Below are 24,074 nucleotides of genomic sequence, written 5' to 3' on the forward strand. Positions count from 1 at the left end.
TAGCGCGATTTGAAGGCCTATTAAAATGGATATTGAAATGGTCACGGGATGGGAATATATCAAATTGATCTATTCCCTTGGGGCCGCTGCCACGGGTTTTTTAACATATCGGGTCAGCTGCGACCCTTCAATGAAAATGCGTCTTCTCTGCTCGGTATTGATAGCCCTTACCTGGCCGCTGAGTTTTCCCATTGTCGTGGCACTGCTGCTGTTTTAATGCTCCCGTTTTTTACAGATAGCTTTTCCCCTGCCGGCCTGAACAGACCCATGAACGCCAACAAAAGTCCCGCACCGGCTGGCGGATGCATTGTGCCGGTAATTTGCCGATAGCCTATAATTGATACAGCTGGATAAAAATTCAGCACTGTTCTACCCTGTTTACCCGTCTTGGACGGCGGGGTTTTTTGCCGGAAAAATAGGGTGAGAATTTTTATGCTGACCAGCGTTTAAAAATTAATGAAGTGTTAATCCCCCCGAACGCAAAATTATTAGACTGTATATATTGCGTATCCAGCAGGCGCAGTTCCCCCATGATGTAGTCCAAATCGCCGCAATCTTCCGCCGGTCGAGTTAGATTGAGCGTCGGCGCAAACCAGCCTTCACGCATCATTTCTATGCTCATCCAGGCTTCCAGTGCGCCACAGGCACCCAGCGTATGTCCGAAATAACTCTTCAGGGAAGAAATGGGCGTCTGATTGCCGAATATCGCCGCCGTGGCCATGCTTTCCGCCACATCGCCGCGATCGGTGGCGGTGCCGTGAGCGCTGATATAACCGATGTCCGCCGCCTGTAAACCCGCGATACGCAACGCCCCTTCAATACAGACCTGCATCGTTTCATGCTGTGGCTGGGTAATATGCGTCGCATCGCAATTAGTGTAAAACCCCACCAGTTCGGCATAAATGGTGGCACCGCGCGCCAGGGCGTGTTCCAGTTCTTCCAGTACCAGCGTGCCGGCCCCCTCGCCGATCACCAGGCCGTCTCGATGGGTATCGAAAGGCGCCGGCGTGCTTTTAGGCGTATCGTTACGCTGGCTGGTGGCAAACAGCGTATCGAAGACCGCCGCCTCCGACGGACAAAGCTCCTCCGCCCCGCCCGCCACCATGACGGTTTGATAGCCGTGCCGGATGGATTCAAACGCGTAGCCGATGGCCTGGCTGCCGGAAGTACAGGCGCTGGAGGTGGGGATCAGGCGGCCGCGCAGGCCGAAGAACAGACTGGTATTTACCGCGGCGGTATGGGACATCATCTGCACATAGGTAGTGCCGGTGATATTATTGGTGTGTTTTTCCGTCAGCATGGTGGCGAATTCGCTCACCGGCCCGGTACTGCCGGTGGAGGATCCGTAGGCAATGCCGGTTTCGCCGTTGGTAAGCACCGGGTCCCCCAGCAGGCCCGCTTGCGCCAAAGCCAATTCCGTGGCCCGGGTGGCCAGCAGCGAAACACGGCCCATGGAACGGGTTCGCTTGCGGGTATAGTGCTCCGGCAGGCGGAAGTCATCGATGGGTGCGCCAAGAAGGGTATGCAGCCCGTCATAGATTTGCCATTCCGGCATTTTGCGCACGGCGTTCAAACCCGAGTGCAGTCCATCGGACACGCTCTGCCAGGACTCGCCGAAGGCTGTCACGCCGCCCATTCCCGTTACCACGACGCGCCGAATCACAGCATACCTCCATTGATGGATATCACCTGACGGGTCACATAACCCGCGCTATCGGACATTAAATACCCCGCTAAGCCCGCGACTTCGTCCGGCTGTCCCATCCGTTTCATGGGGATCATGTGCATTGCTTCCTCAAGAGCCGCCGGCTCCATCTGGATCATGCCGGTATCTATCAGGCCGGGGGCAATGCAATTGACGGTAATTTTACGCTTCGCCAGTTCCACCGCCAGCGCCTTGGTGGCGCCGATAATGCCCGCCTTGGCCGCGCTGTAATTCACCTGGCCGCGATTGCCCATCAGGCCGGACACTGATGACAAGGTGATGATCCGCCCCCCTTTGCGTAAGCCGATCATCGGCATGACGCAGGGCTGGAGCACATTGTAAAAGCTGTCGAGATTGGTATGGATAACCTGATCCCAGTCTTCGTCGCCAAGGGCCGGAAAAGCGCCGTCGCGGGTAACGCCTGCGTTACTGACCACGCCGTAATAGGCGCCGTGACGTTCAATGTCCCGCTCGATAGCCGCCCTGCACTCCAGGCGTTCGGCCGCATCAAAACCCAGGATACGCCCCGCGCCGCCGGCGGTCTTTATCCGCCCCAAGGTCTCTTCGGCCCCCGCTCGGTCGCGGTGGTAGTGCGCCACCACCAAAAAACCGTCGGCGGCGAGACGCAGCGCAATCGCCCGTCCAATGCCTTTACTGGCCCCGGTCACTAACACTGCACATGACATTAGCTATCGCCCTGTTGTAAAAGTTGTTGTAATTCATGGTCGTCAGGCTGATAAATGTTCAGCCTGCCGCCGGCATAACGTTCACCGCCGATAAAAATCACCCCTTCGAAGCTGCCGATTTTTTCATCGCGCATCAATAGCTGAACCTGCACGTCCAGTAGGGCGCCGGCCGGGAAACCGGCGGTTTTACACTGGTATCCCCTCCCGCCCAATAACATACCCGGCCGCGGCACGGTATTGTACAGACGGTGGCCATGCCAGCCGGACCAGACGCCGATGGTTTGAGCCAGGATTTCAATGCCAAACCAGGCCGGTAGTTGCCCCTCTGCGTTCAGGAAGGGCCCCAGCACCGTATCGCGGCCGACGCGCACGCGGCAATGGGCGCGTTCTTCGTCAATCAAGAGCAACTCGTCCAGCAGCATCATGGGCGTGCGGTGCGGTAAATACTCCGCGGCGGATAAATACTCAGCCATCAGTCCTTCCCAAAATCAAGCAGGCGTTATTGCCGCCAAAGGCAAACGAATTGGATAACATTACGGGATGAGCGGGCCGCGCCGGGGCGGTAAGCAGACCGAACGGCGGCAAGGTATCATCCAGGTCGCTTTGTGAAAAATCCTGCGGCGGCAGGTCCAACTCCCTCGTCAACAGCAGATAACAGATTGCCGCCTCACAGATTCCCGCCGCCCCGAGGGTATGCCCGGTCAGATGCTTGGTGGAACTGCCGGGCACCGCGTCGCCGAAAAGGCCATGGATCACCCCGGCTTCTATTCGATCGTTCATTTTCGTCGCCGTGCCGTGCAGGTTGATATAACCCACATCCATCGGCCGCAGCCGCGCCTGTTCCAACGCCATGGTTATCGCCCGGATCGCACCCGCGCCTTCCGGATGGGGGGCGGACATATGATGCGCATCGGAAGATTCACCCACCCCCAACAGCCCGACGCTGCCGGATTGCCGGCCAATGAGCATCAACGCGGCGCCTTCGCCTATGGTGATGCCGTCGCGCTGGCGACTGAACGGACTGCAGCGCCCGGCGGAAAGAGACTCCAGACTGTCAAAACCGTTCAGCGGCATACGGCTCAGGGTATCGGCGCCGCCGACGATGGCCGCATCGGCCAGCCCGCACTCAATCACACGCTGTCCGCTTATCAGGGCGCGCGCGCTGGAGGAACAGGCGGTGGAAATGGTGTAAGCCGGGCCGCCCAATCGCAACAAGCCGGCCAAAAAACGGGAAGGATCCCCTAGCTCTTGCTGGGCATAACGGTAGCTGGGCAAGTGATGGGCGACATACTTATCCGCCTCATCCAGGCCGGAGGTGCTGGTACCCAGGATCACCGCCACGCGATGGGCGCCGAAGCGGGCGACAGCCTCATCCACCGCCGACCGGATCTGGGCCAGAGCGGCCAGCAGCAGACGATTGTTGCGGCTGTTGTGATCGGCGAACGCCGGGGGAATGAGGGGAAGATCCCCATCAACCCGACCTGTCCAGCAGGGCCTGCCGTGCAATAGCCAACCGCTGTCCGGCCTCATCCCCGGAGCGGTGCCTCCGGACAGATTGGCGGCGATGTCGTCAAGATTATTGCCCAAGGCGTTCAACATGCCCACAGCAGAAATGGTGATCATACTAACTATCCAGGTGTTGAATAACGATATGGTAACCAAAAGCGAACTGCTGCACGCTGATGGGCTCCCGCTGATTATTACGGATCATGTAACGTATTTCAGTGACCAGCCTGCCGCTGTCGTCGCGGAGTTGCCGCGTGTCGCCGCTGTCCCTCAGCGTCCAGCCGGCCGGCAATTGCTGCCGCCACCGTTCGACGGGCCAATGACTGAGCATGATATCCAGCAGTACCTGGCTGGCGGGGGGCATCTCCGGCAGCACGATAGACTGCTGGGTATGAATGCCCTGCCGGTCATAGGTCACCAGGAACAGACGAATGCCAAGGGAAGAGAGCCCCGCCAGGGATAGCTGCCGCTCATCCGCATTCAGCAATACCAGCAGCGATTGTTGTTTGCCTTTAAACGTGCCGGTCAGCAGCTGTTGCTCGCTAACGGCGGGGCTGATGCCCGGCGCCGGCAGGGTGACGCGCACGCCGGGTTTAAGCCACGCCTGCGGCCGGCCCGGATCGGGATGGCCGGCACAGGCACCGAGAAGCAGCGCGCACAGCAGGACTATCCGGCGTCTGAACGATGTCATTTAGGTTTTCCTTTTGAATCGGGCACAACCAGCGGCGCCAGTAAAAACGCGGTAAAAATACCGCTGCACAGCACGATACCGAAGCTGCTAATCGCCTGAGTACTGCTGAAAACCAACATGCCCAACGTTAGAAGCGTAGTACACATCGCCAATGTCACCGCCAGCAAAGAAGTCATCGCCGTACCGCGGGGATTGCTGAAAAACAGGGTATAGTTGATACCGATACCCAGCACCAGCATCAGCGCCAACAGGGAAAACAGATTCAGCGGGTGCCCGCTCAACGCCAGCGCCGCCAATCCGGCCCCCAGGGATAGCAGGGAGGGCACGATGCTGATGAGCCCCCGACGCAGGCCGAGGCGCGCGACATAACTCAGGGCAATCACCGCCAAGGCGGCCGCCAACAGCCAGCCCAGCATCACTCGGTAAAAGCCGAACAGCTCATCAAATGCGTTTTTGCGATCGATCCAGGCCACTCCCGGCAGGCTTTCCGCCAGCCGGGACAGCCCTTGGTCCTGAACGGCGCCGCTCACCGGCACCAGCACCCCGCTTTCACCGGAGGGCAGCGACAACCATAACAAGCGCCAGCCTTCGCTCAAGGGACTGTCAAGCCATGACTCAGGCGTCACCGGCATCGGCCGGACATCAGGGTCGGCGACATCCACCCCGGCCTGGCGCAGCCCGTTCATAACCGCGGGGGCGGCGGCGGCGATTAGCTGCGTATCGCGCTGCTGCCGTATAAGCGATGACAGCGGCAGCGAACGCCAGCTTTTCAGCCAGCCTTTTTGCCGTGCCTCCTCCAGCCGCGGAGCGAGATTCTCCAATCGCTGCAATGTCTGTTCAGGGCTGTCGCCGTACACCACAAACCAGGTTTGATCGGCGCTTTGCCCGGTCAAAGCGGTAATCTGGCGCTCCTGCCGCAACAATCCGGCGGGCATGGTCTGTAGCTGGGAAATATCGTCGTTAACCTTAAGGCGCAATGCTCCCGCCAGCGCGAGGGCGACAAACGCCAGCGGCAGTCCGAGACGTACCCAGGGATTGTGGCGCCAGGCGGCCAGCCAGCGGCCCAGCAGCATCATTGCCGGCAAAGGCCGAACCGGCAATCCCCGGACCAGATAGGGATACCAACACACCACGGTCAGGCAGGAGGCGGTCAAGCCCGCCGCCGCGAACACCGCCAATTGCCGCAGACCCGGAAACGGCGCCAGTACCATGATCAGATACGCGATCGCCGCCGTGGCCAGTGCCGGCAGCAGGGCGGGCAGGACTTTTCTCAGGCTCTCCAGGGGCGATGCCGAACCGCCGTGCACCATGCGTTCGGTAAGATAATACAAGGTGTAATCCGCTGAAATCCCGACGATACTGAGGCTCATGACCAGGGTCATCAGGTGCAGCTCTCCAAACAGCCACAGCGTCATCACCGTGCCGGCGAGAGCGCCGATGCCCACCGACAGACCGCAAAGCCACAGCGGGCGGGAAGATCGGAACGCGGCGAATACCAGCAGGAGTACGCCCCCGAGAGTGGCCGGCCCCAGCCTGGATACGTCATGCCGCGCCTGCTGGCTGGCATAATCGCTAAACAGCACGGTGCCGCGCGTCAATACCTGTGCATCGGGGAATCGCGAATTGAGTTCGGTTTGCAACCGATGCAGACCGGCCACCAATTGCCGGCCCTGGGCCATATCAAATGAGTTGCCGCTCAGTTCGCCGTGGAGAAAATACCACTGCCGGCCCTGGGCATCCCTGACCGTCAGCCAGCCTTGGGACAGTCCTAATCCACCGGCACTGCCCTGCATCGCCAGCTGCGCGCCGCGCACCAGCAGCAGAGGATCGCCGTGCAACTCCCGTCCGCTGACGCCGGCAAAAGCGGAGTAAAGCTGCGCCAATACCCAATCCGCCTGAGCCGTTCCCCCCAGCGCCAGGCGTGAGCGCGTTGCGCCGTCCACCAGGCCGTTACGGTGTTCAAAGGCAAATCTTCCCCATGATCGCAGCTGCGCCTCGTCCACCGGGCCCTTCAGATTTTGCAACAGCGGCAAAGCCCGCAACTGCTCCAGCCACCAGGCGGCGGCGGAATCGTCATTACCGCCGGGGCTGACCAGCCAGACCATCTGCCGATCCAGCCGCTGCATAAATCCTTGCTGCAATTCCGGCGGGATATTTCCCATGGACTGTTTGGGCAACAGCGCCAGTACACTGCTGTTGATCTGTGCCCGGGGTAATAGCAGGGCGGCGGCAATCAACAGGGCGACACAGACGATTCCCCAGGCTATGGCCCCGCGGCGATGCCATTCAGAATACGAAGCGCTGCTGTTCGTCATCGGTTAACGTCCGTGGTGTTAAGCGCTGATTACTCAGGGTAATTGTGGTCAGGTCGCCCTGACGGTCATTGAGCTCGATACCTTCCAGGTAATCGTGCCCGGTGAGGGTGATGGTATGAAAAAGTTTATCCAGCGGCGTGGTTTTAGGCGTCAGCACCAAACGCCACCCCTGATGGCCCTCGTCGGTAAAATCGGTGATGAAGTTTTGTTCCAGCGCCTGGCGATCTGCCTGGAACAGGGCGCGCAACAGATGATTGAACTGAAACATCTGCGGATTGCTTTCGGCGGTGACGATTTGAGGCGGCTGATTGTTCATCACCTGCACCATACGCTTATCGTCCAGCACCAGGGTCAGGGCAAAGGGACGCGCCTGGTGCCACCACAACCCCTTATCCCGGGCGATCAGCAATTGACCGCTGGATACCAGGGGCTTCGCGATACCCGCAATGGAGCGCGATTGGCTGAAGTCGGCGCGCACCACCGGTTGGAGGCTGAAGCGCTGCTGCAACTGGTCCAGGGTCACGCCCTGCACGACGCAGCTGAACAGCGCCATGACGGCGATAAAAAATTTCAGCACGGCGTGACCCCCAGTCGTTCGAACAGGATCTGCGGCGAGACGAAACTCAGCTCACGACAGCCCTCGGCCACCGCCACCTGGATGGTGTAGCCGGTGGTGGTCCGTTGCCCGCTGTCGGCGTCAAAAATCTGATAGGCGATCCGCAGGCGGTTCTCGTACTCTTCAATAGTGGCGCGCACCCGGATATGCTGCTCATAGGTAATGGCGGCGCGATATTTGACTTTCAGATCCACCACCGGCCAGCAATAACCGGACGCCTGCATCTGGCGATAGCCGTAATTGAATTTATCCAGCAATGCTTCACGGGCCACTTCAAAAAAACGCATATAGTTGCCGTGCCAGACCACGCCCATCGGATCGCAATCATGGAAAGAGACAATCAGCTCCACTTCATGGCTTAAACGAGAATCGTTTACCACCGTCACTCCTTCTGTTCCGTTGTGCGTCGCTCATCCGGCAACTGCCAGAAATCGAAAAAATTAAACCAGTCCAGCGGTGCTTTCAGGGCGAAATGCCCCAGTCTTTCGGCATAGCGATCCACCACCTGCTGCAGTGCCGCCTGCCGGCTGGTGCGAGGCAGCATAACGGGGTCGGCAAAATGTTCGCAGTAGACCCGCAGCTTGTCCTGTTCGCGAATGGCAAACATCAGCAGCACAGGGCAGCGCAACGCCGCCGCCAGCACAAAGGGTCCCTGGGGAAACGGCGCCTCACGGCCCAGGAAACTGCTCCAGATAACCCGGCGTACCCCGCCCCGCTGCGGGTTTATCGCCGTGCGATCCCCCACGATAGCCACCCACTCGCCGGCGTCCAGCTTTTGTTTCAACAGTATGGCGGTTTCCGGACCAATATTATTCACCGGCATCAGATTCACTCCCGCCCGGGGGGCAATTTCCTCCAGCAACTGTTTAAAACGCAGGGCATTATCGGTAAACACCAGGGCATTAATCACCACCCCGCTCACCTGTTGAGCCATGGCGCGGCATACCTCCAAATCCCCCAGATGCGAGGCCAGGATCAGTTGTCCCCGTCGCATCGAGGTTTCGATGGCGTCGCGGGCGCCGGGAGCAAAATCTATATCCCGCCCCCACAGCAGGTCGCCGCGCCAACTGGCGATTTTATCCAGCATGGCGCCACCAAATCGCAAAAAATGCCGATAGCTGCTCAAGGGCGCCGGCAACACCGCCCCCTGCGAACGGGCATAGCGGCTGACCTGGCTCAGCCATTGCCGGGATGCGCGGCGCTGTACGCTGCCGGTCAGCCAATAAAAGGCGATAACCGGCCTGAGCAACACATTAAAGACACCCCTCCCCAGCCGTCGGTAAACCGCGAGCATAAAGCGCATGCCCAGCAACCCCTTGCGTTCATCCATGCCCGACCAGTGTCGCCGGCGCCGTAACAGAGCGGGAATTCGGGGCAGCATGCCGAAAAACAGCCGGGTATGCATCCAGGAAATCCGCAGGTTGTCCCACAAGGCGTCGAAATGGGAAATTCCAGCTTCCGGATAAATGACCCGGGTCGTGATGAAACGGCTTGTCGTTCCCTGCCAATACAGGCGTACCATGATTTCCGTGTCGAAATCCATGTGCTGCCCAAGACCGCGTTTTGCGGCAAGGGCCAGCACCGGCCTGATGGGATAGACCCTAAAGCCGCACATACTGTCCTTTATGGAGAATGAGAGGGTTTCTATCCACACCCATACATGGGTGACATATCGACCATAAAGGCGCGACTTCGGCACGGATGCATCGTAAACCGGACAGCCGGAAATAAGGCATTCGGGATGAAGGCGCGCTTCCGCCAGCAGCCGGGGAATATCTTCGATCCGGTGCTGTCCGTCGGCATCCACCTGCAAGGCATGGCTGTAACCGGCCGCGGACGCCGCGGTCAGTCCGCGAATAACCGCGGCGCCCTTACCGCTGTTATGATCCAGACGCACCAAAAAGACCTCCCGGCGCTCCCGGGCCAATTGCCCAAGCATCTGCCGGGTCGGCTCATCGCTACCGTCATCCACGATGATAACCGGCAGGTTGAACAGCGCCAGACGCGACAGCACATCCGCCATGGTGGCGCCATGATTGTAACAGGGGATCATAATACAAAGGGAGATAACGCCGTCTACTGACATAAACTGATTTTCCCGCTGCTGGCCACTTGCTCCCCATCCTTATGCAAAATCGTATAGCTGAAGGTGAGCAGACATCTTTCCACCTGCCAGGCCAGCTTTAGCCGCAGAGTACTGCCCGGCAGGATTGGGCGCTGAAATTTAATGCTTTCGACGGCGGAAAATTGCCAGCCCGGCGCCAACAGCTCGCCACCGTACAGCAGTACCCAGTCCAGCTGCGCCATCCCCGGCAGCAGCGGATAGCCGGGGAAATGTCCCTGAAACCAGAACAAATCCCCGTCCACCCGCAGGCAGAGTTCCGCCTGACGCTCATCTGCATGCCTGGAAAGCTCAACGGGCAGCATGGAACAACTCCTGTATTTGCGGCCAGGCGCGTTTGCTTTGACTGTTGAGGGGAATCGCATCGATGATGCGCCAAAAACGCGGCATAGCCACCGGCTCCAGCCACTGATGCAGCTCATGGCGCCACTGCCGTTTAAGCAGCGGCAAATCGGCAGCCTGAGTCGGGGAGCGCAGCACCAGCACCACGCCGACACCACTGCGTCCGGGACGAGCAACCTGCAAGGCAACCGCATCCGCGACTTCCGGCAGCGCCATTAAGCGCCGTTCAATTTCGCTTAAAGAGATGCGCTTGTCCTCGATTTTGACGATGCGATCGTGACGACCGCACAGCTGAAAACCGCCCGTGGCCTCAAAAGCGAGCTTGTCATCAAGCTTCAGCCCTTGCTCCAACGGGATTAATGCCGAGCGCGCCCACCAGTTTTCCTGTTGGTCGCAGGACAGGGTGACACCGTAGAAAGGCTGCCACGGCGTGTGTTCCTCCTGGCGGCTGCGCCAGGCCAGCACGCCGGTTTCAGTACTGCCGTAGATTTCATCCACCGTCTGGCTGAACCACCGACGCGCCCCATCGGCATTCACCCAGGGCAACGCGCCGCCGGCGGAAACAATTAACCGGCACCCGGGGGATTGCAGGGACATATCCAGGCGGCGCAGAAATGCCGGGCTACTGATAAAAGCATACCGCCGACCGGATGAATGGCAGGCCAATTGTTCGCTATAGAGCACCTGGCGACTGTCAAAACTTAATCCCAGAGCCATGGGCAGGCAAATGCGAAAAGTCAGCCCATACAGATGCTGATGGCTGACCGAAGCAACAAAGTGGCAACCCGCCAGACGCATCCCCCAGAGTTGCGCCAGCCAGTGCGACTCCTCCTCGAGGCACCGCACCGGTTTATTGACCTGGCGCGGTTTTCCCGTGGAACCTGAGGTAAACAGCACAACATAAGCCGCGGGATCGATGGCGGGCAATCCGTCAGTTAAATCGGCGCAGCTTAACCCGGAATAGCTTAAACCATCGTCGCCGTCGTCCACTCCCAGCACCGGACATGACAGGGTCAGGCAGGCATCAGTGATAACACCATCAAAATCGCCGGATTGTTCCTGCAACAGAGATTGACGGATATGCCCCGGAATAACGGGAATCTTGCCGGCATGCAATGCGGCCAGCAAAGCAACGGTAAAAAGATAGCTGTCTTCGAAACACAGCGCCCAACGCAGCTGGGATAGCGATTGCAGCCGCCGACAGAGGGCCTGCGCCTGTCCGCGCATCTGCGCCAGGGTGTACTGCTCCTTGCCGTCATCCGCCACGATACGCCGGTCATTTTCACCGGTGAGCCACTGATTAAAGGCCAGAGGACGGGGCGCGTTCATAAACCGGCCCTCAAACGCCTGCGGACCCACCATTCTCCGGCCGCCAGCGACCCCATCATCAGGTAGCTCAACATGCCGTTCCATAATGTCCACCAATGCAAACTCCCAGCCAGACAGGTCGCCAGCGCAATGCTGCCGTTAATGATGAAAAACAGACACCAGACTTGCGTAACACGGCGTACATAGGCAACGGCCCTCAGGGGAAGCTCCGGTTCCCGCAACCGGGCCAGACGCTCCACCAGGGGCATGGCCGTTAACAGCGATCCGCCGAACAGCACCAGCATAACGGCATTGACCGCCACCGGATACCACAGCAGCAAATGCAGATTGCGCAACGCCAGACTGGCACTACAAAGCATTATCCCGGCCAGCGCCAAAACCTTCGCCGTCTGTCCCATGGCGCCTTTTTTCCCCCAAAGCGTCAGCATTCGCAGCACAAAAATCAGCGCCAGGAGCGGCAGCAGCCAGCGGATATGCGGATGCGCAAAGCTTATCCACACCAGCAGAGGCCATGCCGGCACCATTAACCAGCCCAGGCCGCGTAATAGTGTTTGCACCGTTTTGCCGGCAACAACAGTGGCCTGCGCCATTCAGTCAGAGCTCACCAACTGTTCTACCGCGTCAACCACATCCTGCACGGTGCGCACAGACTTGAAGGTTTCCGGCGATATTTTATGGCCGATTCGCTTTTGCAAGTGGACCACCATATCCACGGCATCGATGCTGTCCAGCTCGAGATCTTCATAGAGACGCGATTCTGGTTTTATTTGCGCCGCATCGATTTCAAATAACTTCTCCAGCAGCCCGGTTATTTCCTGATAAATTTGTTTTTTGTCCATAATCGACTCGTTATGTATTATCAGGCACTCTTGAGGCGCTGAGCATTAATGAAGACGGCCAGTGTCGCCACGGAGAAAAAGTGCTGACGCATCTCTTCGCTTTCCGCCGACAGCATCACACCGTAACGGTTTTTGACCGCAAGTCCCAGTTCCAAGGCATCGATGGAGTCTAACCCGAGGCCATCCCCAAATAAGGGTGCATCGGTCTCGATTTCATCCACACTCATCTCCTCTAGATTAAGCGTGTCGATAATCATTTGTTTTATCTCAAGGGATAATTCTTCCATACCTGTTTCCAAAAATTATAAAAGCTCCGGCGTTAACGCCTGCTGTAAAAAACGATTCAGATGCCGCACCGCTATGGGTTGCGTATCTTCTTCCTTTGCCATGAATGAACTGATACTGATACGTTCCCGAACGCTGATTGTAAAAAACGGTTTCGCTGGGGAGGTTTGGTACCACCGGCTCTGCTTGTTCAGGATCTGCTCGCTGCAATGGATATGCACAACCCTCAGATCGCAGCCGCAACGCACGGCGATATTGGCCGCGCCGCGCTTTAATACCGGCGCCGTGCCATAGCGGGTACGGGTCCCTTCTGGAAAAATCATGATGGTATCCCCGTTAAGCAGCCGTTGCCGGCAGGTTGCCACCAATGTCTTGCCCTGGCTATTAACCAGATAGTCCGCCGCACGAATCACGCCGCGGAAAAAAAAATGATGAAGCAGGTCGGCTTTAACCAGACAATCGACATCTGGCATAACGGAGGCCAGCAGAACATAGTCGATAAGCGTCGGGTGGTTTGCCACCACAAGGCAACCGTGGTCGTTTTGCAATGACTCTATGCCGTCAATACGATAATCAAGCACCCCCAATGCGCGGGCGGTACCAAGAAAAAGCCGGAAGCTGGCGGAAATGCTTCGACGCGCCAGCTGGCGTCGCTTTGACGCATCCCGCTGCACTATAAGCAAAAGATTGAACCAGACCAGGGACATCAACAATCCCCCCAGGCTGAATAACACCAAGCAGCACCCGCCCATGAGCAGGCGCCAAAGGCGACCAAAACCCGTAGTAGTAGCGACCCACGGCCGCAGGACTTTAGCCACCATACCGGGTCCATTGCCAAGCCAGGCGCTCACCGTAGATGACAAACTGCGCCTGCTCCGCCAGCGCGGCATGTAAAAACTGCAGGCTCTGTGCCATAAATGGCTCCTCCAACTTTCCTGCCGTATCGGACTCACAACTCATCGTATCTCCCTTACTTAATAATAAAGCGACCGCATAGGGATAACGGGGCATCTGTGTCGGGATCCTGTCTTGGTAAAAAGCCGGAACAGCACCATCAAAATCCACCAGCAGAACATGTTCGTATCCGGCAGCCTGCAAGGCGGCTACCTCCACCAGACCTTGCTGAAAAGAATCAATGCCCGCTGCCAGCGAGGTGGTGACCAGCGGCATGGCTGCCGCGATAGTCAGGCTTCCCGACGCCGCATTATGCACCGACATGGCGAAATCTGTCGGCGAGGTTTCTTCTTCTTGCGCCAGCGCCCGCAGAATTCTAAGGTTTCGCTCCAATTCGCCGTGCCGGCTGGTAAACACAATGGCATCAACTTTCTGCCGACGCAGCAGCGCCAGGCCGCAATCCACCGCCGCCCTGCTGCCGCTGTTCAGACGACGCGCCGTCATCATCGGCAGCTGGCTGCATTTAACCAGCGGGCTCTCCGGGTCGATAAACGCGGAATGGGCGGCCCAGCGCCGCCATTCATCGGCGGCGCCAAGTCCGGGTGCGCTGGCTTGCCAGTCAAGAAGTGAAAAGGTTAATTTCATACGATAGTTCTTCTTCAAGCGACAATTACCGGCTATCAAAACACGAATTGCGCTTTATTGCCTTGAGCACGACAACTCATCCGGTCTTTTTTTGCCGATACGTTACTTATGCTCCACGTCCCATTCAGCTTCAGCGATGTGCCGTTTTACCTTTCTCTCACTTTGGTTTAATAAGGGTTAAGTGTCTTAGCAGACAGACGCATCCAACACCCTTCGCCATCCCGATGCTATCCGGCAGCATAGCCACAGCGCCACCCTGGTTACGATCGGATTCGTCTGCTTCGGTACCATTCACCTGATGCCGGCCAAATGCATGAAGCCCTGACGAGATAAAAATGCATGTCTCCCGTTCGTAATCATAGCAGCGCCCGGTTTATTTACCGACGGCGCCACCCGTGGCGTAACCGGTCTGGGCGGCTGCGGCAACGAAGCATGAATAGCCCAATCGGAAGGAATGGGTAAACAACAGCCCCGCTTGCTCGCGCTGGCTGGAATAATTGATACAGGACGGAAAGGGTTATCGACAAGACACTGATTACCTTTAGTAACAATTCATTCGCTTAATGGCTTGATCCCGCCATATCCGACGGGCCGAAATCAGCGCAATGATATTCGTAATGCACAGTTTTCCCTCAAGAAGCAGGCCATATTTAATGGATCAACCAGCCGAATGAGCGACATTCGGCCTGCTACTCTAATTAACCTGCTTGGAAGAGAGTTTTAACTGGATATCGTGATCGAGGTTTTGGATCCATCGATTGTAATTTCGGTGGATTTGACCCTTATCCGCCATCAAATTTTGACTATTGACATAATTGATGGAATAGCCGGTGGGAGAATAGGTGATACGAATATTCGCCATATGATCACGCTGCTTGAGATGGCCGTCGATAATGCCGGGAGCAACGGGGGTCATCACCCATTCGTGTTTAATCCCTGCCCAAAGGATGGCGGCTTTCACCTCATCGGCGCTGTGATGAGCGGTGATAGGCTCGGAGACATTTAACACCGGCGCGGTACGCACACAACCGGCTAACGCAAAAACAAAAACCATAACGAACAAAGTATTTTTTTCCATAATATTCGCTTACATTTTTCAGTCCCTGAGAGCTATATAATATGTTATGTCCGCCGTGTCAGTCAATAATCTTTCTATATTACAATGCACTGAAACAAAACCGGGGGGCGGGGGGAGTGTTGTTTGACATGCCCACGAAAAGCCTGGCGGCGGTCATCTCTGGGCAGCATTAACCACCATCATTTAAAGGTTAATATGTGCTGATATTTCAACATAACCGCAATTGGTACGATAATCGCATTATCGTCTTTGGAATGAAACGTAAGATTTGCTTAAGTGTTCGAAGAGCATATAGTCATTCTCCATGGAAATCCCATTGTTTACTTGACTCGATTCGCCCGTTAACAACGGGCTCTTTTCTCTCTCACTGCGTCTTACATCTTCACAGAAAGACTTACTCAGCCATGACATAAACCTACATTCGAACGAACATAATCATTAAAGAAACAACCCTCATCTCCTTGCCATTTGTTGTGTGTATACTTGTCGCCCGCTTATGCGGGCTTTTTTTTGTCCGGTGCTCCATATCGACCATAACGCCGCTAATTGTTGCAACTCAAAACGAATTCACTACAAAAACCTCACCTTTATTTTGGTATCGTGCCATTGGCTTCCCCCATGAAGCCAATTTCATTGTTTAAGGTAGCTTTTTTGCCCGCGCAGCCAGTTGCGGGCATTTTTTTGTCTACTGTTCTTAAAATCGCGGACATGAGACAACCAAATCCCACGTTAAACGTTGCGTTAATTCATGGCAGCGTTAACCTGTCAAAATCGCCGTTATCATTGTTTTTAACAGCACACATCAGGAGCAGCGTTGGATGCAAATGGAAAACACACCGTTCGGTATCACCGACTGGTCGAATATCGAGCCGGAAATGCACCCGGGAGAGACCGGATATGCCACCTGGAGGACCTGTAGATTTAACAATATACGGGTAAGAATGGTAGAATATTCTCCGGATTATCTGGCGGATCACTGGTGTTCGAAGGGACATATACTTTATTGCCTGGAGGGTGAGCTCCATACAGAGCTTGGCGATGGACGGGTTTTTACCCTTACACCCGGTGTCAGTTACCAGGTTGCGGACAATGCAGAACCTCATCGCTCATCCACGGTCGCCGGCGCCAAACTGTTTATCGTGGATTAACTGTCTGAATATTATGTAACCGATCTTACGAGGAGTGGAGCAAAACGTGTCTTCCACTATGGTTGAATCGGAACGCCTGATTGCCCGCGCCCCGGAACAAAGCGATTTATCAAGCTTGTTTTCCATCTTTGGCGATGTTAGAACACATCGTTTCAACCCCGTCGGTCCCCTCCCCGATGAACACGCGGCCAGCCTGTGCCTCGAAAGCTGGCTCGGCCATTGGCAACGGAATTTTTTCGGTACATGGACGATTGTTTTAAAAGACAATCCTGACAAGATTATCGGTTTCGGCGGCCTGAGCTATCGCGACCTGGGTGAAAACCGCCCTATCAACCTGGGTTATCGTTTTGCTTATGAAACCTGGGGAAAAGGATTGGCTACGGAATTTTGCCGCCTGGCGATAGATTTTGGCTTCAATACCCTAAAGCTAAAAGAAGTGTCCGCCATCGTGCGAGAAAATCACGCCGCATCACGCCGTGTGCTTGAAAAAGCCGGAATGCGGCCGGTAGCACGGCTGAAAGAACAACTTCCCATACCGGCAAGCATTATCTATAGCATTAAAAATCAATTGGCGAAAAACGATATATCATTGGCGCGTTCGTGACATCATCAATAGTGAATTCTCGAAAATTCTCTTTAACTTCCAGATAGGCTCCTCTTGTAAAATTCCTCCTAAACTAAAGTTCCCGTTAACAATCTGATAAAGCACCATGTGCGGCCGATTTGCTCAATTTGAAACAAAAGAGGAATACCTGGAATTCCTAAACGCCGGCGTTGAATTTGTCGGCGTTCTTGATGGCGAGCCTATCGGCAGGTACAACGTTGCGCCAGGCACCCGCGTCCTGATGCTGAACCAGCGCGATGACAAATTACACCTTGATCCCGTCAATTGGGGATATCAGCCTGCATGGGCGAAAGAATCAGGACGGACTCCCATGATTAATGCCCGCGTCGAAACAGCGGCCGCGAGCCGCATGTTCAAGCCGCTCTGGAACACCGGCCGCGCCCTGATAATGGCCGATGGCTGGTATGAATGGAAAAAAGTCCCTGGCGACGCAAAAGCCAAACAACCTTACTTCATCTATCACCAGAACAAGAAGCCGATTTTCTTGGCAGCCATCAGCCGATTTCATGCCGATGCTTTGGATGCGCCGGATGAGGATGGGTTTGTTATCGTAACGGCGGCCAGTGATAAAGGATTGCTGGATATCCACGATCGCCGCCCCCTGGTTATGACGAGGAAGGCGTGTTTAGAATGGTTGTCTTTTGATACTTCTCCGGAACACGCGGAACAATTGGCCCTTGATTGTGGAATACCGGCCGACGAATTCACCTTCCATCCGGTGGGCAAGGCCGTTGGCAATATCCATAACAACAGCGCGGCGATAATCAAAAGCATAGAAAATCCCATTATTTAGCTCAAGTATTCTCTAGTGCGGTTAATCGGCTGGCTCAGAGCGGTTGTAAGGTCATATAACGCAACATGGCGGCAAACCGGATGCGGTATTCGGCGATGACGACGCAATAGCGTCGCAAGCTAAGAGAAAGGTAAATTTAAATCGGTATAACCCATTGAGATTAAATGGTACGCCCTACTGGATTCGAACCAGTGACCTACGGCTTAGAAGGCCGTTGCTCTATCCAACTGAGCTAAGGGCGCCCGACGACTAAGATGCGGGATAATGCGGTTTGGATTATACGTAGCAAAGAGGTCGAGTCAATGGGTTTTCTGCCGAGTGCTCGCAGGATAAACAACCGGATCGCATTCAGTGCCTGACAGCGGGCCGCGCTTCTGCCAAAATAGCCCATCTCAGCAGGTTAAACGGATGGACTAGCGATTCTGATGGTAGCAAAACTCATTGATGGCAAAACGATTGCTCAACAGGTCAGGAATGAAGTTGCCGTACGGGTAAAACAGCGTTTGGGCGCCGGGAAACGTGCGCCCGGACTGGCAGTGGTGCTGGTGGGAGAAAATCCCGCATCACAAATATATGTCGCCAATAAACGCAAGGCCTGCGAGGATGTCGGCTTTGTTTCCCGCTCCTACAATTTACCCTCTACCGTCAGCGAAGCCGCACTTCTGGCGTTAATCGACGAGTTGAATGCCGACGGGCAAATCGACGGTATTCTGGTACAGCTGCCGCTGCCGCCGGGCATGGATAATATCAATGTTCTGGAGCGCATCCGACCGGATAAGGATGTGGACGGCTTCCACCCCTATAACGTCGGACGTTTATGTCAGCGCGCGCCGCTGCTGCGACCGTGCACGCCCCGGGGTATCATTACCCTGCTGGAGCATTACAACATTGAAACTTACGGCGCCAACGCCGTGGTGGTGGGCGCGTCCAATATCGTCGGCCGTCCCATGAGCATGGAGCTGCTGCTGGCCGGATGTACAGTGACGGTCACCCATCGTTTCACCAAGGATTTGCAGCGGCATATACAATATGCCGATATTCTGGTGGTGGCGGTGGGCAAACCCGGCGTGATCGCCGGGGAATGGATAAAACCCGGCGCGGTGGTGCTGGACGTGGGCGTTAACCGGTTGGACAACGGTAAGCTGGTGGGGGATGTGGATTTTGACGTTGCCGCGCAGCGGGCATCCTATATCACGCCGGTGCCCGGCGGCGTCGGTCCGATGACGGTGGCCACCCTGATTCAAAATACCTTGCAGGCATGTGAAGAATTTCACGATACAGCATCATAACGGCGGAATACGATGGAAACATTTTCTCTAGCAGGCCACCCGCACATTGCTTTGTGCGATTTATTAAAATTTCAGGGATGGTGCCATAGCGGCGCGGCGGCAAAAACCGCCATCAATGGCCAGCAGGTAAAAGTAAACGGGGTAATGGAAACCCGTAAGCGGTGTAAGATCGTTATTAATCAGCAGGTGGAATTTCTCGGTCAGGTGGTAAAAATCGTCGAATAGACCGGCATATTCCACCACACCCTTTTGCGATAGCGAAATGACAACCCCCACGGGGTTTAGAACAGCGACCTACGGCTTAGAAGGCCGTTGCTCTGTCCCGCAGGGATAAGGGTAGCCGATAGCGGCGGGATCCGCCTTCTTCGCGTGCCTTTCTAACCACGGCGCCAGATAGTGCCCTGAGCGCTGTCTTCCAGTACGATGCCCATGTCGGTGAGCTGTTTCCGGGCCTGATCCGCCAGCAGCCAGTTTTTCTCTTTACGGGCATCATTACGCTGTTTAATCAAGGCTTCAATTTGTGCGGTTTCGTCATCATCCGTCTGTGCGCCGTGCTGCAGAAATTGCTCCGGGTCTTGTGACAACAGGCCGAGAACATTACCCAACTGACGCAACGCGGCGGCCAACCCCGCCACCGCCTGCGGACTCTCCACCTTCAGCCGGTTAACTTCACGCGCCATCTCGAACAGTACCGAGTAGGCTTCCGGCGTATTGAAATCATCGTCCATGGCGGCAACGAATTGCGCATGGAAACTCTCGCCCCCCGCCGGCACGGTTTCGGGATCGGTCCCGCGCAGCGCGATGTAGAGGCGTTCGAGGGAAGACCTCGCCTGCTTGAGGTTTTCCTCGCTGTAGTTCAATTGGCTGCGATAATGTCCCGACATCAGGAAATACCGCACCGTTTCAGCATCATAATACTTCAGCACATCGCGCACGGTGAAAAAGTTATTCAGCGACTTGGACATCTTTTCACGATCCACCATCACCATGCCCGAATGCATCCAATAGTTGACGTAGGGCCCCTCATGGGCACAGGTGGACTGTGCAATTTCGTTTTCATGGTGGGGAAACATCAAATCCGATCCCCCGCCGTGGATATCGAAATGGTTACCGAGCTGTTTGCAGTTCATGGCCGAACATTCAATATGCCAGCCGGGACGGCCCTGGCCCCAGGGCGAAGGCCAGCTTGGTTCGCCGGCCTTGGACATCTTCCACAGCACAAAATCCATGGGGTTGCGTTTGACATCGGCCACTTCAACCCGCGCTCCGGCCTGGAGCTGTTCCAGGTCCTGGCGCGACAGTTCGCCATAGGAAGGGTCGGTATCCACGGCAAACATCACGTCGCCATTGGCGGCGATATAAGCATGATCTTTGCCGATGAGTACTTCCACCAGCTCGATGATATCCGCCATATGGAAGGTGGCACGGGGTTCGCTGTCAGGGCGCTCAATATTCAGCGTATCGAAATCCTGGTGCATTTCATCGATCATTCTGCTGGTAAGCTGCTCGATGCTCTCTTTATTTTGCGCCGCGCGATGGATAATCTTATCGTCGATATCGGTGATATTACGTACGTAATTAACCTCGTAACCTTTAAACCGCAGGTAGCGGGTCACGACGTCGAAAGCCACGAAAGTGCGACCGTGGCCGATATGACAAAGGTCATAAACAGTGATGCCACACACGTACATGCCGACTTTTCCGGCATGAATAGGTTTAAATTCCTCTTTTTGTCTGGTCAGGGTATTAAAAATCTTCAGCATCTACATTCATTCCATGGTAGTAACGGGTACGTGTGTATACCGATAAGTTTAGACAGATTGTTCATGCAACGGGGTATTGAACCCTGAAGGCATCGGGAATGCAAGACCAGGCGCCACGGGAGCCCGGAGGGTTACGCCGTGACCGGAAAACAACCGTTTTGCAGGGGATTTGACCGGGGATGATAACAGAAACCGGTGTTATCTGCGGTGCATGCTGACTCCACGCCGGACTTATGTTATAAATCGGTCTGTTTCCCTGGCAGTGAATATACCCGTCATCTTTCAAGCCAGCTGTGTTGGCTGCGCTCGCGCAACCCAGGCGCTGAGTTATCTAAGCGGCCGGGGAACCACGAGCTTGCCGCCTTGCTGCCACTTGAAATCTATTGGGTATAACTCCCTTTCTGACTCGTAGGACAACTATTTATGGTCACTTTCCACACTAATCACGGCGACATCGTCATTAACACTTTCGCCGACAAGGCACCGTTAACAGTCGAGAATTTCCTGAATTATTGCCGTAACGGCTTTTATGATAATACCATTTTCCATCGGGTGATTAACGGTTTTATGATTCAGGGCGGTGGTTTTGAACCGGGCATGGAGCAAAAAGCCACCAAGGCGACAATCAAAAACGAGGCCAATAACGGTTTAAAAAATAACCGTGGCACTTTGGCAATGGCGCGAACCAACGATCCCCATTCCGCCACCGCGCAGTTTTTCATTAATCTGGTGGACAATGACTTTTTGAATTTCCGCTCTGAAAATGCCGACGGTTGGGGCTACTGCGTCTTCGCTGAAGTCACCGGCGGATTGGATGTGGTGGACAAAATCAAAAATGTCGCCACCGGCCGCAGCGGCATGCACCAGGATGTGCCGAAAGAAGATGTGATTATCACCAGCGTCACGGTGGAAGATTAATCCCCGCGGCAATGACAACCTTATTTATCGCGGATCTCCATCTGAGTCATAAAGAGCCGGCGATCACCGCCGGTTTTGTGCATTTTTTACAACGGCAAGCGGTTCACGCCGATGCGCTCTATATTTTGGGCGATCTGTTTGAAGCCTGGATAGGCGATGACGATCCCGCCCCGTTGCATCGCCAAGTCGCGGCGGCGCTGCACACCCTGCATAAAAAAGGCATCCCGTGCTTTTTTATCCACGGCAACCGTGATTTCCTGCTGGGCGGACGGTTCGCCGAAGCTTGCGGTATGACCATACTGCCTGAAGAGCAGCGGCTGGAATTATACGACCATCGAATCCTTATTCTGCACGGCGATACCCTGTGTACCGATGATGTCCGCTATCAACGTTACCGACGGCGCGTCAACCGGCGCTGGCTACAGCGATTATTCCTGGCCTTGCCGCTGCGCTGGCGGCTGAGGATAGCTGAACGGATGCGTGCCGGCAGCCGGCAAGCCAACCAAACCAAATCCCCCGACATCATGGATGTCAATCCGCAGGCGGTGGCCTCGGTTGCGGAGCGTCACGGAGTGGACTGGCTGATTCACGGCCATACCCACCGCCCGGCCATTCATAACCAGAAATTGCCGTCGGGCCAGCTCCATCGGGCGGTATTGGGCGCCTGGCATCAGCAGGGTTCGATGATTAAAGTCAGCCGGGACAGTATCGAACTGATTGAATTTCCTTTCGACGAATAATAGGCAGGGAATTTCTGCGTTGGTTGGGTACGCAACCGTTTTCCTCACCCATTACACATGATATGCTCTACGCCCTCTTTGAACGGCATCCCGGCGTGGCGGGGGCCGTTAGCGCAACCACAGGAGCATTACGGCCATGCAATCCAATCTTGCCCCGGCAAAAATCGCCATCATTATGGGGTCCAAAAGCGACTGGGCCACTATGCAATTTGCCGCTGAGATTCTCACTTTGCTGCAGGTTTCCTTTCATGTGGAAATTGTCTCGGCGCACCGCACTCCGGATAAGCTGTTTAATTTTGCCGAGGGAGCGGCGGCGGCGGGTATTCAGGTGATTATCGCCGGGGCGGGCGGTGCGGCCCACCTGCCGGGCATGCTGGCGGCCAAAACCCTGCTGCCGGTGCTGGGCGTGCCGGTACAAAGCGCGGCGTTGAGTGGTGTGGATAGCCTGTATTCCATCGTACAGATGCCCCGCGGCATACCGGTGGGCACCCTGGCCATCGGCAAGGCCGGCGCCGCCAATGCCGGTATGCTGGCGGCGCAGATACTGGCGCTGCATGACAAGGATTTGTCCGACCGTTTAGCGGCCTGGCGGCAGGCGCAAACCGATGAGGTCCTGGCCCATCCCGATCCGCGGGAGGATGCATGAAGCCGGTTTGCATTTTAGGCAACGGTCAATTGGGGCGCATGCTGCGCCAGGCCGGGGAGCCCTTGGGCATTCAGGTCTTTCCGGTGGGTTTGGACGCGGAGCCGGAGTCGGTGCCGTTCCAGCAAAGCGTGATCACCGCCGAAATCGAACGCTGGCCCGAAACGCCGCTGACCCTGGAGCTGGCGCGCCACAAGGCCTTTGTCAACCGGGATATTTTCCCACGGCTGGCCGACCGCCTGACGCAAAAACAGCTGCTGGACCAGCTCGGACTGTCCACCGCGCCCTGGGAGGAGCTCAGCGGGGCGGCGCAGTGGCCGCAGGTGTATAACTCCTTTGGTGATCTGGCCATAGTGAAACGGCGCGTCGGCGGCTACGACGGCCGCGGCCAGTGGCGTTTGACCCCCGGCGAAGAAGCGGACCTGCCCCAGGATTGTTATGGCAGCTGTATCGTCGAACAGGGTATTCCCTTCTCCGGCGAGGTGTCGCTAATCGGCGCCCGCGGATTTGACGGCGGCAGCGTTTTTTATCCACTGACCCATAATCTGCATCAGGACGGCATCCTGCGGACCAGCGTCGCGCTGCCGCAGCCGGACGCGACATTGCAACACCGGGCGGAATTGATGCTGTCGGCCATCATGCATGAGCTGAATTACGTCGGCGTGATGGCGATGGAGTGTTTTATTCTAGGCGATGATTTATTGATTAACGAGCTGGCGCCGCGGGTGCATAACAGCGGCCATTGGACGCAAAACGGCGCCTCCATCAGCCAGTTCGAGCTGCATTTGCGGGCCATACTGGACTTGCCGCTGCCCAAACCGGTGGTCACCACGCCGTCGGTAATGGTGAATCTGATTGGCACCGACGTCAACGAAGGCTGGCTTAACGACCCTCTGGTGCATTTGCATTGGTATGAGAAAGAGGTCAGGCCCGGACGCAAGGTGGGCCATCTGAACTTCAACCATCCCGATCGGGATTATTTGCATCGCAGCCTGACGCGGCTCGCGCCACAATTGCCCGATGATTACCAGCGCGGATTGCAGTGGGCGCAGCAACGTCTGGCCGAGCTGCCCTGACCTTTGTCCGTCGCCGGCTTCATCCC

At 56.1% G+C, this 24,074-nt stretch carries 28 protein-coding genes and 1 tRNA gene; 10 read left to right on the top strand and 19 right to left on the bottom strand.

Annotation, left to right across the window (positions count from 1 at the left end; all coding sequences use genetic code 11):
* The first annotated feature begins 25 nt into the window (after positions 1 to 25).
* Complete coding sequence (locus tag HB631_RS19530) at positions 26 to 217, top strand: GhoT/OrtT family toxin (protein ID WP_255557130.1); 192 nt, start codon at positions 26 to 28, stop codon at positions 215 to 217.
* A gap of 213 nt (positions 218 to 430) precedes the next feature.
* Here HB631_RS19530 and HB631_RS19535 read toward each other — a convergent pair whose 3' ends face one another.
* The 17 genes from HB631_RS19535 to HB631_RS19615 form a co-directional block, all read right to left on the bottom strand.
* Positions 431 to 1,663: a beta-ketoacyl-ACP synthase gene (locus tag HB631_RS19535; protein ID WP_213992852.1), complete on the bottom strand. Its 1,233-nt coding sequence runs from the start codon at positions 1,661 to 1,663 to the stop codon at positions 431 to 433.
* Entirely contained in the window at positions 1,660 to 2,391 is a 732-nt protein-coding gene (locus HB631_RS19540; protein WP_213992853.1) for a 3-ketoacyl-ACP reductase FabG2, read from the bottom strand. The genes HB631_RS19535 and HB631_RS19540 overlap by 4 nt, the downstream gene beginning before the upstream one ends.
* On the bottom strand, positions 2,391 to 2,864 hold the full coding sequence (locus HB631_RS19545) for a 3-hydroxy-fatty acyl-ACP dehydratase (protein ID WP_213992854.1): 474 nt from the start codon (positions 2,862 to 2,864) through the stop codon (positions 2,391 to 2,393). Before HB631_RS19545 ends, HB631_RS19540 begins: the two co-directional genes overlap by 1 nt.
* Positions 2,857 to 4,014, bottom strand: coding sequence for a beta-ketoacyl-[acyl-carrier-protein] synthase family protein (locus HB631_RS19550; protein ID WP_213992855.1), 1,158 nt, complete (start codon positions 4,012 to 4,014; stop codon positions 2,857 to 2,859). Before HB631_RS19550 ends, HB631_RS19545 begins: the two co-directional genes overlap by 8 nt.
* A gap of 1 nt (position 4,015) precedes the next feature.
* Positions 4,016 to 4,588: a DUF3261 domain-containing protein gene (locus HB631_RS19555; RefSeq protein WP_213992856.1), complete on the bottom strand. Its 573-nt coding sequence runs from the start codon at positions 4,586 to 4,588 to the stop codon at positions 4,016 to 4,018.
* Complete coding sequence (locus HB631_RS19560; RefSeq protein ID WP_213992857.1) at positions 4,585 to 6,903, bottom strand: MMPL family transporter; 2,319 nt, start codon at positions 6,901 to 6,903, stop codon at positions 4,585 to 4,587. Before HB631_RS19560 ends, HB631_RS19555 begins: the two co-directional genes overlap by 4 nt.
* Complete coding sequence (locus tag HB631_RS19565; RefSeq protein WP_213992858.1) at positions 6,875 to 7,480, bottom strand: outer-membrane lipoprotein carrier protein LolA; 606 nt, start codon at positions 7,478 to 7,480, stop codon at positions 6,875 to 6,877. The genes HB631_RS19560 and HB631_RS19565 overlap by 29 nt, the downstream gene beginning before the upstream one ends.
* On the bottom strand, positions 7,474 to 7,899 hold the full coding sequence (locus HB631_RS19570) for a thioesterase family protein (RefSeq protein ID WP_213992859.1): 426 nt from the start codon (positions 7,897 to 7,899) through the stop codon (positions 7,474 to 7,476). The genes HB631_RS19565 and HB631_RS19570 overlap by 7 nt, the downstream gene beginning before the upstream one ends.
* A 2-nt stretch (positions 7,900 to 7,901) precedes the next feature.
* On the bottom strand, positions 7,902 to 9,605 hold the full coding sequence (locus HB631_RS19575) for a glycosyltransferase family 2 protein (RefSeq protein ID WP_213992860.1): 1,704 nt from the start codon (positions 9,603 to 9,605) through the stop codon (positions 7,902 to 7,904).
* Complete coding sequence (locus HB631_RS19580) at positions 9,596 to 9,946, bottom strand: hydroxymyristoyl-ACP dehydratase (RefSeq protein ID WP_213992861.1); 351 nt, start codon at positions 9,944 to 9,946, stop codon at positions 9,596 to 9,598. Before HB631_RS19580 ends, HB631_RS19575 begins: the two co-directional genes overlap by 10 nt.
* Entirely contained in the window at positions 9,933 to 11,312 is a 1,380-nt protein-coding gene (locus HB631_RS19585; RefSeq protein WP_213992862.1) for an AMP-binding protein, read from the bottom strand. Before HB631_RS19585 ends, HB631_RS19580 begins: the two co-directional genes overlap by 14 nt.
* On the bottom strand, positions 11,309 to 11,902 hold the full coding sequence (locus HB631_RS19590) for a hypothetical protein (protein ID WP_255557131.1): 594 nt from the start codon (positions 11,900 to 11,902) through the stop codon (positions 11,309 to 11,311). The genes HB631_RS19585 and HB631_RS19590 overlap by 4 nt, the downstream gene beginning before the upstream one ends.
* Complete coding sequence (locus HB631_RS19595; protein WP_213992863.1) at positions 11,903 to 12,151, bottom strand: acyl carrier protein; 249 nt, start codon at positions 12,149 to 12,151, stop codon at positions 11,903 to 11,905. It abuts the gene before it with no gap.
* A gap of 20 nt (positions 12,152 to 12,171) precedes the next feature.
* Positions 12,172 to 12,438, bottom strand: a complete 267-nt coding sequence (locus tag HB631_RS19600) for a phosphopantetheine-binding protein (RefSeq protein WP_132922875.1) — start codon at positions 12,436 to 12,438, stop codon at positions 12,172 to 12,174.
* A 15-nt stretch (positions 12,439 to 12,453) separates the two neighbouring features.
* Positions 12,454 to 13,257 (bottom strand): lysophospholipid acyltransferase family protein, encoded by an 804-nt coding sequence (locus HB631_RS19605; protein ID WP_213992880.1) that lies wholly within the window; start codon positions 13,255 to 13,257, stop codon positions 12,454 to 12,456.
* Entirely contained in the window at positions 13,247 to 13,975 is a 729-nt protein-coding gene (locus HB631_RS19610; protein ID WP_213992864.1) for a beta-ketoacyl synthase chain length factor, read from the bottom strand. Before HB631_RS19610 ends, HB631_RS19605 begins: the two co-directional genes overlap by 11 nt.
* Before the next feature lie 694 nt (positions 13,976 to 14,669).
* Positions 14,670 to 15,053, bottom strand: coding sequence for a hypothetical protein (locus HB631_RS19615; RefSeq protein ID WP_213992865.1), 384 nt, complete (start codon positions 15,051 to 15,053; stop codon positions 14,670 to 14,672).
* A gap of 818 nt (positions 15,054 to 15,871) precedes the next feature.
* On the opposite strand from HB631_RS19615, the gene HB631_RS19620 reads away from it, so the two are divergent.
* From HB631_RS19620 to HB631_RS19630, 3 genes are all read left to right on the top strand, one after another.
* The gene (locus HB631_RS19620; RefSeq protein ID WP_213992866.1) at positions 15,872 to 16,201 is read left to right on the top strand and encodes a DHCW motif cupin fold protein; all 330 of its coding nucleotides are present in this window, start codon (positions 15,872 to 15,874) and stop codon (positions 16,199 to 16,201) included.
* A gap of 46 nt (positions 16,202 to 16,247) precedes the next feature.
* Positions 16,248 to 16,805 (top strand): GNAT family N-acetyltransferase, encoded by a 558-nt coding sequence (locus HB631_RS19625; RefSeq protein ID WP_345945724.1) that lies wholly within the window; start codon positions 16,248 to 16,250, stop codon positions 16,803 to 16,805.
* A 106-nt stretch (positions 16,806 to 16,911) separates the two neighbouring features.
* The gene (locus HB631_RS19630) at positions 16,912 to 17,619 is read left to right on the top strand and encodes an SOS response-associated peptidase family protein (protein WP_213992867.1); all 708 of its coding nucleotides are present in this window, start codon (positions 16,912 to 16,914) and stop codon (positions 17,617 to 17,619) included.
* A 165-nt stretch (positions 17,620 to 17,784) separates the two neighbouring features.
* On the opposite strand, the gene HB631_RS19635 is transcribed toward HB631_RS19630, so the two are convergent.
* A tRNA-Arg gene (locus tag HB631_RS19635) sits at positions 17,785 to 17,861 on the bottom strand.
* A gap of 183 nt (positions 17,862 to 18,044) precedes the next feature.
* On the opposite strand from HB631_RS19635, the gene folD reads away from it, so the two are divergent.
* On the top strand, positions 18,045 to 18,908 hold the full coding sequence (gene folD / locus HB631_RS19640) for a bifunctional methylenetetrahydrofolate dehydrogenase/methenyltetrahydrofolate cyclohydrolase FolD (RefSeq protein WP_213992868.1): 864 nt from the start codon (positions 18,045 to 18,047) through the stop codon (positions 18,906 to 18,908).
* A gap of 12 nt (positions 18,909 to 18,920) precedes the next feature.
* On the top strand, positions 18,921 to 19,133 hold the full coding sequence (ybcJ, locus tag HB631_RS19645; RefSeq protein ID WP_213992869.1) for a ribosome-associated protein YbcJ: 213 nt from the start codon (positions 18,921 to 18,923) through the stop codon (positions 19,131 to 19,133).
* A gap of 152 nt (positions 19,134 to 19,285) precedes the next feature.
* Here the strand turns inward: ybcJ and cysS are convergent, their stop codons facing one another.
* Positions 19,286 to 20,671, bottom strand: coding sequence for a cysteine--tRNA ligase (gene cysS / locus HB631_RS19650; RefSeq protein WP_213992870.1), 1,386 nt, complete (start codon positions 20,669 to 20,671; stop codon positions 19,286 to 19,288).
* A gap of 423 nt (positions 20,672 to 21,094) precedes the next feature.
* Here cysS and ppiB point away from each other — a divergent pair, with 423 nt between their 5' ends.
* The 4 genes from ppiB (at position 21,095) to purK (ending at position 24,048) form a co-directional block, all read left to right on the top strand.
* Positions 21,095 to 21,589, top strand: coding sequence for a peptidylprolyl isomerase B (gene ppiB, locus HB631_RS19655; RefSeq protein ID WP_213992871.1), 495 nt, complete (start codon positions 21,095 to 21,097; stop codon positions 21,587 to 21,589).
* A gap of 11 nt (positions 21,590 to 21,600) precedes the next feature.
* Entirely contained in the window at positions 21,601 to 22,329 is a 729-nt protein-coding gene (locus tag HB631_RS19660) for a UDP-2,3-diacylglucosamine diphosphatase (protein ID WP_213992872.1), read from the top strand.
* A 136-nt stretch (positions 22,330 to 22,465) separates the two neighbouring features.
* A complete protein-coding gene (gene purE / locus HB631_RS19665) occupies positions 22,466 to 22,975 on the top strand; it encodes a 5-(carboxyamino)imidazole ribonucleotide mutase (protein ID WP_213992873.1) in 510 nt (169 codons plus the stop codon).
* Positions 22,972 to 24,048: a 5-(carboxyamino)imidazole ribonucleotide synthase gene (purK, locus tag HB631_RS19670; RefSeq protein ID WP_213992874.1), complete on the top strand. Its 1,077-nt coding sequence runs from the start codon at positions 22,972 to 22,974 to the stop codon at positions 24,046 to 24,048. The genes purE and purK overlap by 4 nt, the downstream gene beginning before the upstream one ends.
* Positions 24,049 to 24,074: the final 26 nt, after the last annotated feature.

The sequence above is a fragment of the Sodalis sp. dw_96 genome (genome assembly GCF_018449575.1).
In the GTDB taxonomy this organism is placed as follows: Bacteria; Pseudomonadota; Gammaproteobacteria; order Enterobacterales; family Enterobacteriaceae; genus Acerihabitans.